Raw genomic sequence first — 19,271 nt, 5'->3', positions numbered from 1 at the left:
AAGATAGAATGGAAAAGAATGCAAAGATATATGTAGCAGGACACCGCGGACTTGTGGGATCTGCTATCTGGAAGAATTTGCAGGATAAAGGATATACAAATCTGATAGGCCGCACACACAAAGAACTTGACCTGCTGGATGGCATGGCGGTCCGTAAATTCTTCGATGAAGAACAGCCGGAATATGTATTCCTTGCCGCTGCCTTTGTAGGTGGTATCATGGCGAACAGCATCTACCGTGCCGACTTTATATATAAGAATCTGCAAATTCAACAGAATATCATCGGAGAGAGTTTCCGTCACAACGTGAAAAAGTTGCTCTTCCTCGGTAGTACGTGTATTTATCCACGCGATGCCGAACAGCCGATGAAGGAGGATGTATTGCTTACTTCACCGTTGGAATATACCAACGAGCCGTATGCGATCGCTAAAATTGCCGGACTGAAAATGTGCGAGAGCTTCAACCTGCAATATGGAACGAACTACATCGCCGTGATGCCGACAAACCTTTACGGACCGAATGATAATTTCGATTTGGAACGCAGCCATGTATTGCCTGCCATGATTCGCAAGATTCATTTGGCACACTGTCTGAAAGAAGGAAACTGGGAAGCTGTACGCAAGGATATGAACCTGCGTCCGGTGGAAGGCGTCAACGGCGACAGCTCGAAAGAGGACATTCTGGCTATTCTGAAAAAATACGGAATCAGCGAAACAGAAGTCACTCTTTGGGGGACGGGGACTCCTCTCCGCGAATTCCTCTGGAGCGAAGAAATGGCGGATGCCAGTGTCTTCGTTATGGAGCATGTGGACTTCAAAGATACCTATAAAGAAGGTAGCAAGGATATCCGCAACTGCCATATCAACATCGGAACCGGCAAGGAAATCACCATCCGTCAACTGGCTGAACGGATCGTTGAAACAGTAGGTTATCAAGGTAAACTGACCTTCGACAGCAGCAAACCGGACGGCACAATGCGCAAGCTAACCGATCCTTCAAAACTGCATGCATTGGGCTGGCACCACAAAATTGAAATCGAGGAAGGCGTACAGAGAATGTACGAATGGTACTTGAAATAAGAAATGAAGTTACTGTAAATATGCTATTAGCTGAATTATTTTTGCTAATAGCATATTTTTTTTAGCTATAATGATAATTAAATTAGCTATAATGATAATTTGTTTTGCTATAATGATAATTTGTTCAGCTATCAAGCATCATTTATTCAACCATAAGCATCATCCATCGTACTAATAACGTATCGTCCACAGATTCTCTCCCACTACTCTCCCTCCATTTCCAAAAAATCTTCACTCTTAATTCTTCATTCTTAATATAATTGCTATATTTGCACAATTTAATACCAAATGTGCAAAAACAATGGAACAAAGTTTTATAGCCTATATTGAGAATAGTATCAAGAATAATTGGGACCTGGATGCCCTGACCGATTATAAAGGTGCAACTTTACAGTATAAAGACGTAGCTCGCAAAATCGAAAAACTCCATATCATCTTTGAAGAAAGCGGAATCCGCAAAGGAGACAAGATTGCCGTTTGTGGAAGAAACAGCTCTCACTGGGGAGTTACTTTCCTTGCCACACTGACGTATGGAGCCGTTATTGTACCTATTCTTCATGAATTTAAAGCAGATAATGTGCATAATATCGTCAACCACTCCGAAGCCAAGTTACTGCTTGTTGGAGATATGGTATGGGAAAACCTGAACGAAGCGGCAATGCCGCTACTGGAAGGTATCCTGATGATGAACGACTTCACCCTGCTAGTGTCACGCAGCGAACGACTCACGTATGCACGCGAACATCTGAACGAAATGTTCGGCAAAAAATATCCGAAGAATTTCCGTAAAGAGCATGTCGCTTATCATAAAGACGAACCGGAAGAACTGGCAGTTATCAATTATACTTCGGGAACAACGAGTTATTCTAAAGGAGTAATGCTCCCCTACCGCAGTCTGTGGTCGAATACCAAATTTGCTTTTGAAGTATTGGAACTGAAAGCCGGAGATAAAATCGTTTCCATGCTTCCTATGGCACACATGTACGGATTGGCTTTTGAATTCCTTTATGAGTTCTCCGTAGGTTGTCACATCTACTTCCTCACCCGTATGCCAAGCCCTAAGATTATCTTCCAGGCTTTTGAAGAAGTGAAACCCAGTCTAATCGTTGCCGTACCACTTATCATCGAAAAAATTATCAAGAAAAGCGTACTTCCGAAGTTGGAAACTCCAGCGATGAAGATATTGCTGAAAGTGCCTATTATCAATGATAAGATAAAGGCAACAGTGCGCGAAGAGATGATTAAGGCATTCGGCGGAAACTTCAAGGCAGTCATCGTAGGAGGTGCAGCGTTCAATCAGGAAGTGGAACAGTTCTTGAAAATGATTGATTTCCCTTATACGGTTGGATATGGAATGACGGAATGTGGTCCGATTATCTGTTACGAAGATTGGAGAAAATTCAAACCGGGTTCTTGCGGAAAGGCTGTACCACGCATGGATGTACGAGTATTGTCATCTGATCCCGAAAATATCGTTGGCGAAATCGTATGTAAGGGTCCGAATGTGATGTTGGGCTATTACAAAAACGAAGAAGCCACTCAAGAAGTCATCGACAAGGATGGATGGTTGCATACCGGCGACTTGGCTTTGATGGATGAAGAAGGGAATGTTACGATCAAAGGACGCAGCAAGAACCTGTTATTAAGCTCCAGCGGACAGAATATCTATCCGGAAGAAATTGAAGATAAGTTGAACAACCTGCCATATGTGGCTGAAAGCATTATCGTTCAGCAAAACGAGAAACTTGTCGGACTTGTTTATCCCGACTTTGACGATGCGTTCGCTCACGGCCTGAAGACCGAAGACATCGAACAAGTAATGGAAGAAAACCGCGTGGCACTGAATGCTATGCTACCGGCATACAGCCAGATATCCAAGATGAAAATCTATCCGGAAGAATTTGAAAAGACACCGAAGAAGAGCATCAAACGTTACTTGTATCAAGAAGCAAAAGGCTGATAGATTGTTAGCTACATAGAGAGAGATAACTTAAACCGAAAAAGAGAAAGGAATGAAGATAAAGAAAACAATACTTACGGCAGCTATACTAATGGCTGCCGTTTCTTTACCGGCACAAAACAAGAGTGCAGGTATCAATATATCCATCTGGAAAGATATATGTACGCAACCGCATGACAGTACACAGACGACTTATGTAAACATCGGTCTCCTGTCTACAATGAACCGTTTGAACGGTGTGGGTATCAATGCATTAGGAAGCGTGGTTCATGGCGACATGAACGGAGTACAAATCACCGGATTAGCCAACTTGGCAGGGGGTACAATGCGGGGCGTTCAGCTGGCCGGTATCAGTAATATCAGCGGCGATAACACCGTAGGGCTTTCTGCTGCCGGATTGGTAAATATCACCGGCGACAGAGCACAGGGAGTAGTCATATCCGGACTAACGAGCATCGGAGGAGACAACAACTCGGGGTTAATGATCAGTGGTTTCATGAATGTGACAGGCAACATGGCTTCGGGCTTACACTTTTCCGGAGCCGCCAATATCACCGGACAGAGCTTTAGTGGTCTGATGGCTTCGGGACTTTTAAATGTAGTAGGCGAACACATGAACGGTCTGCAGATGGCAGGAATTGCCAATATAACCGCATCAAAACTGAATGGAGTACAAGTAGCATTATGCAACTACGCAACGAAAGCGCGAGGGCTTCAAATTGGTCTTGTCAATTACTACAAAGAAGATATGAAAGGTTTCCAACTTGGTTTGGTGAATGCAAATCCTGACACAAAAGTGCAAATGATGGTATACGGTGGAAACACAACGCCTGCCAATATCGGGGTACGTTTCAAGAACCAGTTGTTTTATACAATATTGGGAGTGGGTTCCATGTATCAGGGGTTGAATGATAAGTTTTCGGCCAGCGCATCCTATCGTGCCGGTCTGTCTTTCCCTCTTTACAAGGGTTTATCCATCAGCGGGGATCTCGGATTCCAGCACATCGAGGCTTTTGATAACAAAGATGAGGTCATCCCGAAACGCTTGTACGCATTGCAGGCACGTGCCAATCTGGAATATCAATTTACCGAGAAGTTCGGCATCTTTGCAACAGGTGGATATGGGTTAACCAGATTCTATAATAAATCGAGCAATTATGATAAGGGGGCTATTATCGAAGCCGGTATTGTTCTTTTCTAAACTTGCAATTAACGTGATATATATATGACTGTAATTAGAGAATACCGGGAAACTGACAAAAATGCCGTAATAGAGTTAATCAGGCAGAACACACCTGAATATTTTGCACTGGAAGAAGAAGCTGATTTCAGCAATTATCTGGATAGTGAACGTGAACTTTATTTTGTTCTTTTGCTTAACAAGGAGATTGTCGGATGTGGCGGAATAAACTTCACAGATGACAAAACCACCGGAAAAATAAGTTGGGATATCATACATCCCCATCACCAAGGCAAATCACTGGGAGCACAATTACTAAAATATAGAATTGAAAAAATAAAGTCTATTAATGGTATTCAAAAAATAACTGTTAGAACTTCACAATTAGCTTATAAATTCTACGAAAAACAGGGATTTACATTGAAAGAAATAAGAAAAGACTATTGGGCCAAGGGCTATGATATGTATAGTATGGAATACAATGGCCATTGATTTATAATAAAAAAGGGACACCCGAATGGTCCCCAAAAAGAAAATCCCCCCTTACTATAGTTGAACTGCACCCAAAAAGTTAGATACAAAACTTTAGGGGTGCAGTTCACTTTTATCTATTATACCTTTTCTTTAATCAGACCGGTACGATAAGCAACGAGCAATTTCTTCAAATCCTGTATTTGAGTTACCAGTTCTTTTCCTTTATCGGTATCTTTCACCATCATCCGTTGCGAATTGAATTCCAGGACAAAGTTAGTAGATTTGATATCAAGTCCCTCTTCGATGGCTTTCTGGCGAGACTGGAATGGTTCGTGCTGTACAAGCTGCATACCGTGAGAGTGATAAACAAGCGTATATCCCGCAATTCCCGTTTCCGGCTGATAAGCTTTTGAGAATCCGCCATCAATAACGAAAAGCTTGCCATTGGCTTTCATAGGCTGTTCTCCCTGAATCGTTTTCACAGGCACATGACCGTTGATAATATGCGAGTGAGGACCGGAAGCTCCAAACTCCGCCAAAATCTGATCGCAGACATCTTCCCGGTTGCGCAACGTATAATAATAACCTTTCTTCTCTTTATGCAATTCTTTATCTTCTACAAAGTAACGCTCAAAAGTCGCCATCTTATCCTTATCAAACAGAGGAGCTTCCGGACCACACCACATATACCAAATGTAATCCATAGCAAATTCCTTATCCTCCTCCCCTTCTTCATCGAAATACGCAGTACGAATCAGTTGATCGGCTTTATCCAGCAATTTACGCCCCCAATATTCCTTACCACGTATTTTGACATGCTTAAAGCTGCCATCCTCATTCAGAGGGACAGAAGCATGATAAAGAAGATTAGAATTTGCAACCAGATACATTCCGCCATAGGTAAACAGGCAACGCATGTGTTTCTTCAGCTTTTCACTATTCATGAATGAATAATGAATCTTTTCTACCAATTCGCGTTCTTCTTCCGTCAACCGGTAAGGATCGGCAGGATCTACGGTCGGGAAGTTGGTATCACGCAAAGCATATTCTTTTCCTTCGTATACAAAGACGCCACGTTCAAAATCAATCTTCTCCAGCAATTTGCGGTTGGTCATCCCAAACTCCGGACGGCGGTCGATGATTTCGGCTTCCAGCTTAAACTGGATAATGGTAATAGCTTTATGCATTTGAGTTATCAAGCGCAAAGTCTTCTCATTATAATGAGCGTCGGCAAAGTTCATCTTCGGCATGAAGATGGTGCAAGGATCATCGGCATACGTATCCATTGCAAAAGTAGCCAATGGAAGCAGATTGATTCCATATCCGTCTTCAAGCGTGCCCAGGTTGCCGTAGCGCATGGACATACGTATCACGTTGGCAATGCAACTATCGTTACCGGAAGCTGCACCCATCCAGAGAATATCATGATTTCCCCATTGGATATCGAAGTTATGGTAATTGCATAACGTATCCATGATGATGTGCGCGCCAGGACCACGGTCGTAAATATCGCCTACGATATGAAGAGAATCAATAGTCAGACGCTGAATCAGATTGCACATAGCGATAATGAAATCATCGGCACGCTTTGTAGTGATAATCGTGCTGACAATCACATTGATATAAGCATGCTTGTTCGGCTCGATAGACGATTCGTGCAATAATTCCTGAATAATATAAGAGAACTCGGCAGGCAGCGATTTACGAACTTTCGAACGGGTATATTTGGAAGATACATTCTGACAGACCTTCACCAGTTGGTTCAGAGTAATCAGATACCAATCATCCAGATCCTTTTCACGGGCTTTCACTAATTGAAGTTTTTCTTCGGGATAGTAAATCAACGTGCAGATTTCTTTCTTTTCAGCCTCGCGGAGAGTGTTGCCGAATATTTCATTTACTTTACGTTTTACCGCACCTGAAGCGTTTTTCAGTACGTGCTGAAAAGCTTCGTATTCTCCATGAATGTCAGTCAGGAAATGCTCTGTCCCTTTAGGTAGATTTAAGATAGCCTCCAGATTGATTATTTCCGTACTAGCATCGGCAATCGTAGGAAAACTTCGGGAAAGCAGTTGCAGATAACGAAGATCACCCACAATGCTTTCAGGAGTTATGTTACTTTGAGCAGTCATTTTATTTACTATTTTACAAATTACTAATTACGATTCAGCAATATACTATTCTCAATTCAACAAGAACATCAACAATACCTGAGCGATAATTACCCGTATGAACATACACAGCGGATAAACAGTCGCATAAGCTACGGAAGGATTGTCACCGGGGATTGTATCGTTTACATAATTCAATGCCATCGGATTTGCCATACTTCCGCACAACATACCAGATACAGAACCGAAATCAATCTTCATCATCTTGAAGGCCACGAATCCGACCAACACTGTTGGAATGATAGTCAATCCGGCTCCCAAACCAATCCATAATAAGCCTTCCGGACGGAATACGGTGTCGAAAAAGTGAGCTCCGGCATCCAGTCCCAGACAAGCAAGGTACATGGAAAGTCCCAAAGCACGCAACATCAGGTTCGCGCTGCGGGTGGTATAGGTAATCATGTGTATCCGTGGTCCAAAAGTCCCCAAAAGGATACCGACAATGATCGGTCCGCCCGCTAATCCCAACTTCACAGGGGTACTGACACCCGGAAAAGAGAAAGGAATAGCCCCCAGTGCCAAACCAAGCACGATACCGATAAACACAACAACCAAATTGGGTTCTTTCAGGCTTTTCACGGCATTTCCCAATACTTTCTCCACATTCTGGATAGCCGCAGCCTCTCCCACCACTGTCAGCCGGTCACCCAACTGAAGTATCAACCCCGGAGTAGCAAGCAGTTGCACCCCCGACCGGTAAACACGGCTGATGTTAATACCATAATGGTTTCTCAACCGGAGTGCACCGAGTTTCTTACCATTCAGTTCGGGACGGGTGACAACGATACGCTGCGAGATCAATTCGCTGTCAATCGCATTCCAGTCAATGTCCTCTTTATTCCAATCCGTATTCTCCTGTTCACCAAAAAGTACTGTCAAGGCTAAAGCGTCTTTTTCCGCAGTTATCACCAGCAAACGGTCGCCTTCTTTCAGAATCTTGTCCGAAGTCGGAATACTGACATGTCCGTCACGCCATAAACGGGATATGACAAACTTCGGGTAACTCATGCGAGCTATATCCTTGATGCTTTTATTGAAAATAGCAGGATTGTGTACTTGAAACGCTGCAATATAAGTTTTGTTCGCATCGTCTTTCTCTTTTATCTCCAAGTCTTCTTTGCGAACCAATACTTTACGGATTAATAAAACGGCAAGGATTACGCCGACTACTCCCATCGGATAGGCTACCGCACATCCTAAGGCAGGTGTACTACTGTCCATTCCCATCTGTTTCAGAGTCTGTTGCGCAGCTCCCAACGCCGGAGTGTTCGTCGTTGCCCCACAAAGGATGCCGACCATATCAGGAAGAGAGATACCCGTTGCATAACTAGCCACCACCGTCAACAATGTTCCCAACAGAACCACTCCCAGCGCCAACATATTCAGCGTTACCCCTCCTTTACGGAAAGAACTAAAAAAACCGGGGCCGACTTGTAGCCCGAGAGAATAAACGAAAATGACCAGTCCGAAACTTTCTGCGTAGTTTAACATCTGCGGATCGACCGAAAGCCCGAGATGGCCGGCCAGGATACCCGCAAAAAAAACAAAAGTGACTCCCAGGGAAACTCCCCAGAAATGCACTCTTCCCAAGCCCAAACCGATGGCAGAAATCAGTGAAAGTACCACAACAGCCTGTAAGGCAGAATGTTCGACAAATAGACTATATAACCACTCCATGTATATAAAAACTAATAGGGCGCAAAGATAAAAACTATTTAGTCCGGTTCAAAACTTTTAAGCTTTCATTTCGCGCCCTAATTATACCCTGATTCATATATCCTGAAATCTTATTGATTACCCTTTTACACTGTTACCTGTTATTTTGTTCCTAATACCTGCTATATTTCTATCCTAACAATCTTATCCTTTCTCTTTTTACCCGCATCTTGTTATCCTTCCAACGATGCTTTTTACCTATTTCTTTCAGTTTCACCTTTCATTATTTCCCTTGAAACTCTACAAAGTTATTTCGTCCATCCAGATAACCACTCAATCTGTTTCCACCGATATATACATCATCCAGGTATGAAACATCATTCGGTCCGTATGACATACGAATGGAAGTCTGCGCATAATTTTCCCAACTCCAACGGAAATTATATTCATATTGATCGACTGCTCCATTAGGATATTCCACCCGTATATAGTCAATTCCGGTACGGTCTAAAAAGAAGTCCAGTTCCTGGCGGCAATAGTTACCGTCCATGTCCCGGTAGAAACTAACCCAAGTACGGCTACATAAATCAGCCGAACGGTTATAGTACCCTGCACCATTATTATCATCATCATAGAAACTGTCTATTTCCACTTCGCAAGAGGTAAAACTTACCATCAATATAGCCATCAATGCCAAACCGAAGTATCTAAATGTGTTCGTTTTCATATTCCTTTATTTTTAATGGTTCACTAAACTATTATATATCATTTATCTTTCGATAGGACAAAAGTAGAGAATGAATTTTCCTCATGAAACTGAAAACTCCTACTTATCGGGAGGAAATTGCCTAAATCTATGGGTAAATCCCTCCGGTAAAGTCTATTTCAAAGAATTCTTGTATCTTTGCCTCCCACTAACAACACATGAAATTATCCGTCGCATGAAGTCTATCAAGTCACATATCACCCAATTGTTGAAGTCCCTCAACGAGGGAGTATTCGAAAAAGAGCATACCATCGCACTGTCTCTACTGTCTGCCATGGCAGGGGAAAGTATCTTTCTGCTGGGCCCTCCGGGAGTAGCCAAGAGTTTGGTAGCACGCAGGCTCAAACTGGCATTTAAAGACGCAAATGCTTTTGAGTATCTGATGTCCCGCTTCAGTACACCGGATGAAATATTCGGTCCCGTCTCCATCTCAAAGCTGAAAGATGAAGATACGTACGAACGCATTACAAAAGGATACCTGCCGACAGCATCGATCGTCTTTCTGGATGAAATATGGAAGGCCGGTCCTGCTATCCAAAATTCCCTTTTAACGGTAATCAATGAAAAGATATACCGCAACGGACAATTTACGGTGCGTGTACCCCTGAAAGCGTTGATTGCCGCTTCCAATGAACTGCCGGCAAAAGGTGAAGGGTTGGAAGCCTTATACGACCGTTTCCTGATCCGCCAGTTTGTCGGATGTATCGAACAGGAATATGCGTTCGATCAGATGATTTCTTCTACGCGGGAAATAGAGCCTGAAATCCCGGAAAAACTCCAGGTGAACGATGAATTATACAATCAGATACAAACTGAAAGCGAAAAAGTAGGCATCCACTATACTATCTTCGAGCTGATTCACAATATCAAACGAGAAATTGAACAATACAACACAGGACGGGATGAGAACACCCCTCCCATCTATGTATCCGACCGCCGCTGGAAGAAAATAGTAGGTCTGCTCCGCACATCAGCCTATCTGAATGAATCTCCGGGAATTCATTTCTCCGACTGCCTGTTGATGAGCGCCTGCCTGTGGGATGAAATTTCGCAGCTCCCCATTATCGAAGAAATTGTAGAACAGTCGATAGCACGAGGCATCAACACCTATCTGTTAGGAGAGAAACGGCTGGAACAAAAATTGGACACACTGAAAGAAAACATGAAGTCCGAACACAGCCTGCGTGAACTTAGCGATCCGGGAATCCAGGTAGTAGACACCTTCTATCATCGCATAGAAGGTTATCACATTGCCGGAAATCTACTCATATTTGCTTCCGATTACCAGTCTTTGAAGAAAGACAGCAACCGCTTGTTTTATATCCAGCAGGATAAATTCCGTCCGGTCAACAAGATCCTGAAAGCCTACGATTTTGTAAAAAACAGAAATATCGCGCAAAAGAATATCTATTCCCTCCGAAAAGGAAGACGGTCTGTTTTCGTCAACAATCAGGAATATCCGTTACTGTGTTATGACAATTGCGACCCTTTGCCCGCACAACAGGATGGCAGCACTCCGTTCGAATTTACATTGCAGGAAGTGATCGACTTGCTCCATCAAATGGAAGTGGAATATAAAACAATCTCCGAACGGGAAACAACATATACAAAAGAGCATCTCTTCTTAAGTTCATCACAAAAAAGCAAGATCAAGCGAATTTTAGGAGAGACTGCACATATCATAGAGAATTACCGGAACGAACTCCGCATCATCGCTCATGCCCATGAACAAGAGAACAGAGAGTATTAGGCTCAAACACCTGCAAGACATTTATTATGAGAAATTGCAGAGAATAGCCTACGATGTGTACGACGAACAACTGCACAACCTGATTATCCGTCCCGAAGAACTGGATGCGGACATTCACCGGTATTTTCGTCACACGCAACCCTCCCTGCAAGATTTCTACTCCCACTACGCGTCGCAATGGGAATACTTTCATGAAATGGATGAAGCATCAGACGCCAAGTTTCTCCAATTCCTGAAAAACAGCGCCTACCCGTTCTCTATGAAATATCACCTGGTAGACCTCAACGTAAAATACTACCTCCAGCGTTTTGACAAAATCAGCCCGCGCTCTAAAGAATGGAAAGCGTTGCGGACTCTCTTCTTCGACAAATGGCACACGTTGCTCTCGAACAACGAGTTCAACTATCAGATGGAACATATCGAGCGGCTCTGTGATGATTTCTACCGTCTTCAGCTATCACTTGCCAAAAATCTTCCGGTACGTGGCGGCTCACGCCTCGTCTGGTTACTCCGCAACCATAAACAGATAGCGGAACATATTTTAGAATACGAAGAAACGATCAAACGAAATCCCGTTATCCGTGAACTGGTAGAAATCTTGGGCAAGAAGCACCAAAGCAGCCGGAAACGTTTCAAAATGACTGCCGGTATTCATCGGGAACAAATTATATCTCATGCCACCCGAAGCGATATTGCAGGTATTTGCGAAGGAAACGACTTAAACAGCCTTCTTCCCTTAGAGTATTGCTATCTGGCCGAAAAAAGCCTGCAACCCATTTTCTTTGAGCGTTTCATTGAGAAGAGATTGCAAGTCATCGACTATCAATCACATGAAAAGCAAACCATCAACGACAAGAAAACAATAGGAAATGAAGTTTCCGAAGAAGCCGAAGGCCCTTTCATTGTTTGCCTGGACACTTCCGGTTCCATGGCAGGCGAACGGGAAAGAATCGCGAAATCCACTCTGCTTGCCATTGCCGAACTGACGGAAGTGCAACATCGGAAATGTTACGTCATCCTGTTTTCCGATGATATCGAGTGCATCGAAATCACAGATTTAGGAAGCAGTTTCGATCGCCTTGTCGATTTCTTATGCCAATCCTTTCATGGCGGAACTGATATGGAACCTGTCATCACGCATGCTTTGCGGAAGATCAGCGAAGAAGGATATATGGAAGCAGACATTATCACCGTATCGGACTTTGAGATGCGTCCTGTCGATCAACCGCTATCCCGAACCATCGAACACGCAAAAGCGAAACAGACTAAAATGTACGCTATTTCTTTAGGCGGCAAGAGTGCCGAAACCAGCTATCTGAAATTATGTGATAAATATTGGGAATATAGCATTCAAAACGCTGAAAGTCTTAATAAAAATAGAATTGAAGAATCAAACATTTAATCAATGTTATAAAACATCTCTTTTTTCTTGTTTTATTTGCAAAGTTGACAGAAGTCCGTATATTTGTACTGTGTTTTTCATAGTATTAGATTTAAGGTTAACAAAAAGATTGGCTGTCTGGGATAGATAGCCTTTTTTTATGTCCTTTTCTCACGTCAAATATACCGTCACTATCCCATCCGGATGTTTACCCTATCCCATGAAGATGCCGTCACTATAATAAACGGATAGCGTCAATATGTTTCAAGTTCCCATTCCATCGATAAAAATTAAAAGCTTTCGAAAAAAAAATTCTCCCGTTTAACATTTGAAACATAGCAGGTTATCTCATTTTACAAAAAACAGGTAAAAAAAATCTTGCTAAAAGATTTGCGTAGTCCAAAAGTTCCCCCTATATTTGCACCGCATTTGAGAGAGAATGCGGGTTCAAGGAAGTTTGGGTGAGTGGCTGAAACCACCAGTTTGCTAAACTGACGTACTCGTAAGGGTACCGGGGGTTCGAATCCCCCAGCTTCCGCAAAAAATCTCAAAATAAAAAGAGCTAAGTTTTAAAGACTTGGCTCTTTTTAATCTATCAAACTCCGGTGGGTTCGTCTAACGGTTAGGACACATGCCTCTCACGCATGCAATACGGGTTCGATTCCCGTACCCACTACAAAGAAAAAGAGGAAATGCAGTTAAACTACATTTCCTCTTTTTCTTTGTAGATCTCGAAATAAGATTCTTTATCAATTCTCAACCGGACTCTTTCTTCCCTCTTCTGCCCGGCCAGGTTTAAGAACAAGTTGAAATACAGTTGGCTGAAAGAAAGGTTGGAACGATCATAGGTTATATCAAACGTCCAAGTTCTACGGAAAGAATCGAAAGTAGCGAATGGCTGCTCACCTCCTTTACACATAAACACTTCCGGGAAAGACGTAGGCGGATAAGGCTGGAATAAGCCTGCTAGCTGGGCATACACATAGTCGATCATCCATTCGTCTCCCGTTAAAGTCAATTCCCCTTTCAAGCGGAGTTTGATTGCATAACTGGCAGTCACGTCAGACGAGGTATAAACAGGGACTTGGCTTTCTGCCGGATAGTTACCGTCTTTATATCCAAGACTCATCGTTAGTCCGGACCGGCCGACGCCATTAAACCCATCCACTTCCTGATCCGCCGACTGATTTTTCAGGTTAATCATAAACGTCAGTTTACCGAGAGTCGGGTCACCCGGATATTGCGCAAGCGTGTCTAATACATAATCTTCGGTATTATAACTTCGAGCTACCAAATCTCCCTTTCCTGCCTCCAAAGCCGGACCACCTCTTTCCACATCCACATTGCCAACCGGATAATAAATAGCATCATTATCCCTTACGCAACTACTCAAACAAAACAGCAACACTGCCAAGCCTATTATCTTATTCATGATTATCTTACCTCTTGATTTTGCGGACAAAGATACATCTTTTTTATACCACCCTTGATTTATGTCAACCGTTTTTAGTATTTTTGCACACATCAAGACAGAAAAGACATGGATACATTATTAAGAGAGACTGTAAACGCTGTTGTCAATTCCCGCTTTCCGGAGATGAGTATAGAAGGAAGACGGCAGATAGAAAGCATACTGATTCGTGAAGAATTTCCCAAAGGAGCCATAGCGCTCAACGAGGGAGAAGTAGCCCACGAACTTGTTTTTGTAGGAAAAGGTATGCTTAGGCAGTACTATTACAAAAACGGGAAAGACGTGACCGAACATTTCTCATACGAAGGATGTATCGTGATGTGCATTGAAAGTTTTCTGAGACAAGTACCCACCCGGCTAATCGTGGAAACTCTTGAACCTTCCATTATTTACTTATTCCCCCGCGACATGATACAAAAATTAGCTAGGGAGAATTGGGAAATCAACATGTTCTATCAAAAGATATTGGAATACTCTTTAATCGTATCACAGGTTAAAGCCGATTCATGGCGTTTTGAGTCCGCTCGCGAACGCTATAACCTCCTGCTCGAAACACATCCGGAAATCATCAAACGCGCGCCTCTGGCACACATCGCTTCCTATCTTTTGATGACACCGGAGACACTAAGCCGTGTACGCTCCGGTGTTCTATGATTTTAGCGGCTTTTCCGGTATTCTTTAGGAGACATACCGGTGTAATGCTTGAAATATTTCCCGAAGAAAGACTGGTTTGCAAAATTCAGCCGGTCGGCAATCTCCTGTATATTCATACTTGAAGAATTCAGGAGGGCTTTCGCTTCCAGAATCACCAACTCATCAATCCACTCTCCTACCGTTTTTCCGCTGACTTCTTTCACTACTCCCGAAAGATGCTTCGGTGTCAGACATAGTTGGTCGGCATAGTATTTTACACTGCGTTCAGACTGGTAAGACTCCACCAAAGACTCATAAAAGCGTTCGAAAATATGCTCTTTCCGGCTTTTATTCTTTATAGTAGTAGCATTTGCGGGCGCATGATTAGTGAAAATAGTACAAAGCTCGAAGAAGAATCCCTGCATCAGTCCCATTACCACTTCCTTACGGTATAAAGCCTCCTTATTTCTCATCTGTTTCCTGATAAACGCATGATACTCATTCACAATCTCCTGCTCATGCGGGGTGAGATTGAAACACGGATAATCTTTCAGATAGAAAAACAAAGAAAGCACATTTCCGATCTTGGGCAACGCCTCCAGCAAGTTCTTCGACATAGCAAAGAAAATACCTTTAAAATCGTGACTGAAATACCGCTGCTCGATAATCTGATTAGGTAATCCTACCACCATCAGTCCGGGACACAATTGAAATTCACGCAAACTAATATTAAAAGTACCAGTACCCTCCAGGCAAAGCCCTACCGTCAACACCTCCAGTTTGGTAGGCCCATTATACAACGATATAACACTCTCCGTATCGAAAAGCGCTATATCATTATCAACAACATCAATGTTGTCAGCATCTATATGTTTAGAATGAACTACCGAAGAAATACCTACTTTCGGAACACTTTGAATATCCATACTCTCTCTCTTTTTGGCGACAAATATACCAGCATTTAATCAGATATACAAGTCGATCGGGAGTATTATCGGACATAATGAACACTTTTAGATACTTATCGAACAGACCGGAACAGATATTCATAATCACGTTTGGCAGCCGGCACCGTCCACTTCTCCGGAACAAACTTCCACTGATTAAGCGCTTTCGGGTCCATCGTTCCTTTCTTTTCAATGTAATTCATCAGGTAGAAACGGAGGTCCTTATCCGTAGAGAAGATAATGCGGTCTTTCAACTTCTCCTGCGGGATACCCGCCCCTTTCGTCAGCAATTCTCCGCCGCCATTGCCACGATAAGAATTCAAGGCCACCTTATATATCTTATCCATGCGGAAAGGAGAGCCGTCCGCCATGCTTGTAATCGTTATTTTCTCACCCTGCGGTTTAGTGACATCCACCGTATAAATAATGCCCGAAGCCGAGTCGAAATTAAAGCTGTAATTCTGGAAAGACGCTCTATCCTCCGCACCTTCACGACGTTTCTCCTTGAACCAAAGCAGATGATCTTCCGGCGATTTCATCCGGTTCGTCCACAGATAATAAGACATCTCCAGAAAATCCTTAATCTCCTTTCCGGACAGAGTCATCACATACAGCATGTTCTCATACTTATATAAATTGAACATATCACTCACAAACACATCCCCCTTCTTTATTTCCGAGTCAAACGAAAGCGGAGCGGCAAAAGAGATGTCAGCACCGGTGATGTCGAGCTGCAAGGTATGTATCAGGTCGATAAAGGCAGAAGGGCCGAAGAAAGCAGGATGAGTAGAGATGCTTTCGGTAAAAGTGCCGATCTTCTTCGATACGAACTTCTGCACCGTTTCATATTGCGGAGCAAAACGCTTCATAAAATCCTCGCTGATTCCGTAAGCCTCCGTTTCCGTCAAGGCACCCTTGATGTCCTTGCTCTGCACCTTTCCATCTTTCAGTTTCAAGGTTACATCGACATTGGACAACACAATCCCATTGCTGGCCGGATCGATAATCAACACCGAGTCTCCGGCAACATTCATCACCTTCTTACATTCGCGGGCATGATCGTGCCCCATCAATACAATATCAAATCCCGGCACATTCTTCGCTACGTTGAGAGAAGCATTCTCGTTGTATTTGCCCGACATTTTGAAAGCCTCCTGTCCGGCATGAAACAAGCCGATCACCAAATCCGGGTTCTCTTTTTCACGGATAACCTTCATCCATTTGCGCGCCGTCTCCTCCATATCGTCGAAACGCAATCCTTTCCACAGATTTTCGGAGAGCCATGCAGGGATGGCAGGGGTAATCATTCCCAATACTACGATCTTCACGCCATCACGCTCCAACACTTTATATGGAGCCAGATGGGGCTTTCCCGTAGACGTATCTATGATGTTGGCCCCCAATACAGGGAAGTCACAAGTAGAGATCCAACGGTCGAAAACGGCACGCCCCGTTTCCACATCATGGTTACCCATGTTGCCGGCATCATACTTCATATAGTTCATCATTTCCGAGCAAAGATGGGGAGATACCGTATCTATATAATTATAGTAATAGGCAGTGGGCTGTCCCTGCAAGATATCACCGTTATCCAGCAATATCAGATTCTCTTTATATTGTTCGCGTTCTTTCTGCACGAAAGAATAAATCCGTGCCAGACTCCCCTTCCACTCATGGCGGGTTATAAAATTGTAAGGATAATAATTGCCATGTACGTCACTTGTTTCTACAATCTTTAGTTTTACTACCTTCTCCTGCGCCGCAACAGACAGTACGAGGCAGAGAAGCAAGCCATAAATTAATACGATTCGTTTCATTCTTTTTCTATATTTAGATTTAACGGATGAGAGAATACAAACCGTGCTCCACCGGTATAGCCAGGATCGATCCATATACTTCCTTTCCATTTGTGTACAATCAATTTACAGATAGACAATCCCAGTCCGGTACCCTGGGCATATTCATTCAGTTTTTCAAAACGCTCGAACACAAGTCCCTGTTTTTCTTTCGGGATACCGCATCCGGTGTCCGTCACCGAGAAAACAGCCATTTGCGTTTCCTCGTTCACAGATAAGTTCAATGTAATCTTACCCTGTTTCGTAAACTTGTTGGCGTTGGACAGCAGGTTAATCATCACTTGCTGCATACGCTGCACATCCGTCACCATCCGGAAAGATTCAAAAGAAGTGGTAAACAAGAACTGGTTGTCCGACGACTGCCGCGAAAAACCAACAGACGCCACCACCTGGCTGCACAATTGCACCACGTCACATTCCTCCCAAGTCAGCGTCACCCGGTTGGCCTCCAGACGTGAAAGGTCGAGAATATCGTTAATCAACCGAAGCAACAAATCCGAATTGGTTTTGATAATCTGATAATAAGACTGTTGTTCCTCCTCCGTGCTACCGCCAACGGCCAGTACATCCGAGAAGCCTACAATCGAGTTCAACGGCGTCCGTATCTCATGGCTCATATTGGCAAGGAAAGCACTCTTCAGACGGTTGGACTCTTCCGCCCTGTCTTTCGCTACGCGCAAGTCCTTCTCCGATTTCAGCAACTCATCTTTCAAACGTTTCGTACGGAAATAATAGAAGAGAGAGATGCACAAGCCGAGGACCAGGACCACAAACAAAGCACAGGCAGACCATATCTGATAAGTATATTGCTGATAGAACGAAACCGGCTGGTTGACAAGCTGCACTTTAAAAGGCAACACCGCCGGGTCCAGTCCCCACTCCTTCACCTTCCGGCTATCCAACACCGCCTTGTAGCCGATGATCGAAAGATGTTTCATCGTATCCTGCGGATGCTTATCCATCCGCACAGACTCCGAAGCCATTTCGCCACCTACTTTCCGGTAATCGGGCAACACCCCTCCTATCGCCCAATAGCCGAGACTGACCGACGAAGGAGTAAAAGCCGGGATGTTAGGAGCCGCTTCCATCATGGCATACGTAGCATTTCTCATGAAATAGCCCTCGTTCATATCCACCCGCCATGTTCCCACCAGGATCACCGTGTTCTCGGGCAGTTGTCTCAATTCCTCAACGATGGTATAAATAGAATGTTTCCGTCCATCCATCAGAATCAAATCCAGATCAGGGAATTTCTTCATTTCTTTTCGCACCAATGCTTGCATGGTCACTCCGCCATACGTATTGTCCGAGATAAAGGCAATGTGTTTCGTTTTCGGATAGAAGGCTTGAATCATCTGAATATTACCTTCTATATTATATTGATTGATAAATCCCGATTCCAATTCGGGGATATCCACATGGTCGTCGAAGATATCGACAGATTCGGGCATCCAGCTATCCAGGTTTTCCACCGTGTCCTCCGGCAATATCACCACATTGCTACTGGCCAGACTGCACATCACGGGCACCTTCACCTGCATTTCATCCCTCTGCGACAAATAAGCAGCCCATGCTTCCTGTCCTAACAAGATAATCTGCGCCGGGTGCTTTTCCCCCTGATATTTAGCAAGAATCTGCGTCATCATTTTGCTCCATAGCGGAGCTTCCGAGAAGCTTTTACAGTTCATGTTTTCGATGATGATGTCGCGCTGTCCTCCCAACTTGCTATATTCATCCATATAATCGGAAATAGTGACTGATGTTTGGTGCGCTGCCGGATTATAAGAACAGATAATCAGAATAGGTTTCTTATCGTTAGAGACAGCCAAGACCTTCGTTGACTGGAAGAGCCAAAGAAAACAGATAAAAAGATATCCAAGACGTCCCAGCATAATAATGCAGTTTTGATGTGTTAATTCATTAATTGAGTTGCAAATATAGTAAAAC

The 19,271-nt window shown here is 43.5% G+C and carries 14 protein-coding genes and 2 tRNA genes; 9 read left to right on the top strand and 7 right to left on the bottom strand.

Translation table 11 applies throughout. From position 1 onward, the window contains the following. Window positions 1-8 precede the first annotated feature (8 nt). From I2I04_RS14910 to I2I04_RS14895, 4 genes are all read left to right on the top strand, one after another. Complete coding sequence (locus I2I04_RS14910; protein ID WP_143257533.1) at window positions 9-1,079, top strand: GDP-L-fucose synthase family protein; 1,071 nt, start codon at window positions 9-11, stop codon at window positions 1,077-1,079. 301 nt (window positions 1,080-1,380) lie between these two features. Next, a complete protein-coding gene (locus I2I04_RS14905; protein ID WP_195655360.1) occupies window positions 1,381-3,039 on the top strand; it encodes an AMP-binding protein in 1,659 nt (552 codons plus the stop codon). 52 nt (window positions 3,040-3,091) lie between these two features. After that, window positions 3,092-4,240 (top strand): LA_2272 family surface repeat-containing protein, encoded by a 1,149-nt coding sequence (locus I2I04_RS14900; RefSeq protein ID WP_195655359.1) that lies wholly within the window; start codon window positions 3,092-3,094, stop codon window positions 4,238-4,240. Window positions 4,241-4,264: 24 nt separating this feature from the next. Further along, window positions 4,265-4,711 carry a GNAT family N-acetyltransferase gene (locus tag I2I04_RS14895; protein WP_195655358.1) on the top strand — a complete coding sequence of 149 codons (447 nt, stop codon included), beginning with the start codon at window positions 4,265-4,267 and terminating at the stop codon, window positions 4,709-4,711. Window positions 4,712-4,830: 119 nt separating this feature from the next. Here the strand turns inward: I2I04_RS14895 and I2I04_RS14890 are convergent, their stop codons facing one another. The 3 genes from I2I04_RS14890 to I2I04_RS14880 all read right to left on the bottom strand — a co-directional run bounded on the left by I2I04_RS14890 (window position 4,831) and on the right by I2I04_RS14880 (window position 9,247). Continuing rightward, on the bottom strand, window positions 4,831-6,825 hold the full coding sequence (locus I2I04_RS14890; protein WP_143257529.1) for a fructose-1,6-bisphosphatase: 1,995 nt from the start codon (window positions 6,823-6,825) through the stop codon (window positions 4,831-4,833). A 51-nt stretch (window positions 6,826-6,876) separates the two neighbouring features. Next, window positions 6,877-8,541 (bottom strand): putative transporter, encoded by a 1,665-nt coding sequence (locus I2I04_RS14885; RefSeq protein WP_195655357.1) that lies wholly within the window; start codon window positions 8,539-8,541, stop codon window positions 6,877-6,879. A 262-nt stretch (window positions 8,542-8,803) separates the two neighbouring features. Beyond that, window positions 8,804-9,247, bottom strand: a complete 444-nt coding sequence (locus I2I04_RS14880) for a hypothetical protein (protein ID WP_143257527.1) — start codon at window positions 9,245-9,247, stop codon at window positions 8,804-8,806. A gap of 214 nt (window positions 9,248-9,461) precedes the next feature. Here I2I04_RS14880 and I2I04_RS14875 point away from each other — a divergent pair, with 214 nt between their 5' ends. The 4 genes from I2I04_RS14875 (at window position 9,462) to I2I04_RS14860 (ending at window position 13,093) form a co-directional block, all read left to right on the top strand. After that, window positions 9,462-11,036 carry an AAA family ATPase gene (locus tag I2I04_RS14875; protein WP_195655356.1) on the top strand — a complete coding sequence of 525 codons (1,575 nt, stop codon included), beginning with the start codon at window positions 9,462-9,464 and terminating at the stop codon, window positions 11,034-11,036. Continuing rightward, window positions 11,011-12,438, top strand: coding sequence for a hypothetical protein (locus tag I2I04_RS14870; protein WP_185911471.1), 1,428 nt, complete (start codon window positions 11,011-11,013; stop codon window positions 12,436-12,438). The genes I2I04_RS14875 and I2I04_RS14870 overlap by 26 nt, the downstream gene beginning before the upstream one ends. A gap of 430 nt (window positions 12,439-12,868) precedes the next feature. After that, window positions 12,869-12,955, top strand: a tRNA-Ser gene (locus I2I04_RS14865). 66 nt (window positions 12,956-13,021) lie between these two features. Continuing rightward, window positions 13,022-13,093, top strand: a tRNA-Glu gene (locus I2I04_RS14860). Window positions 13,094-13,120: 27 nt separating this feature from the next. Here the strand turns inward: I2I04_RS14860 and I2I04_RS14855 are convergent. Beyond that, window positions 13,121-13,942 carry a DUF3845 domain-containing protein gene (locus I2I04_RS14855; protein ID WP_195470540.1) on the bottom strand — a complete coding sequence of 274 codons (822 nt, stop codon included), beginning with the start codon at window positions 13,940-13,942 and terminating at the stop codon, window positions 13,121-13,123. A gap of 15 nt (window positions 13,943-13,957) precedes the next feature. Between I2I04_RS14855 and I2I04_RS14850 the strand changes: the two genes are divergently transcribed. Next, window positions 13,958-14,542, top strand: a complete 585-nt coding sequence (locus I2I04_RS14850; RefSeq protein WP_143257494.1) for a Crp/Fnr family transcriptional regulator — start codon at window positions 13,958-13,960, stop codon at window positions 14,540-14,542. A gap of 2 nt (window positions 14,543-14,544) precedes the next feature. On the opposite strand, the gene I2I04_RS14845 is transcribed toward I2I04_RS14850, so the two are convergent. The 3 genes from I2I04_RS14845 to I2I04_RS14835 form a co-directional block, all read right to left on the bottom strand. Next, complete coding sequence (locus tag I2I04_RS14845) at window positions 14,545-15,447, bottom strand: helix-turn-helix domain-containing protein (protein WP_195655355.1); 903 nt, start codon at window positions 15,445-15,447, stop codon at window positions 14,545-14,547. Between the two features lie 95 nt (window positions 15,448-15,542). Beyond that, entirely contained in the window at window positions 15,543-17,285 is a 1,743-nt protein-coding gene (locus I2I04_RS14840; protein ID WP_195655354.1) for a bifunctional metallophosphatase/5'-nucleotidase, read from the bottom strand. Beyond that, window positions 17,282-19,216, bottom strand: a complete 1,935-nt coding sequence (locus I2I04_RS14835; protein WP_195655353.1) for a sensor histidine kinase — start codon at window positions 19,214-19,216, stop codon at window positions 17,282-17,284. The genes I2I04_RS14840 and I2I04_RS14835 overlap by 4 nt, the downstream gene beginning before the upstream one ends. Window positions 19,217-19,271 lie beyond the last annotated feature (55 nt).

Source organism: Bacteroides sp. 1001136B_160425_E2, from assembly GCF_015559655.1.
Classification (GTDB): domain Bacteria; phylum Bacteroidota; class Bacteroidia; order Bacteroidales; family Bacteroidaceae; genus Bacteroides; species Bacteroides luhongzhouii.
This window is presented reverse-complemented; position numbering and strand designations above follow the sequence as displayed.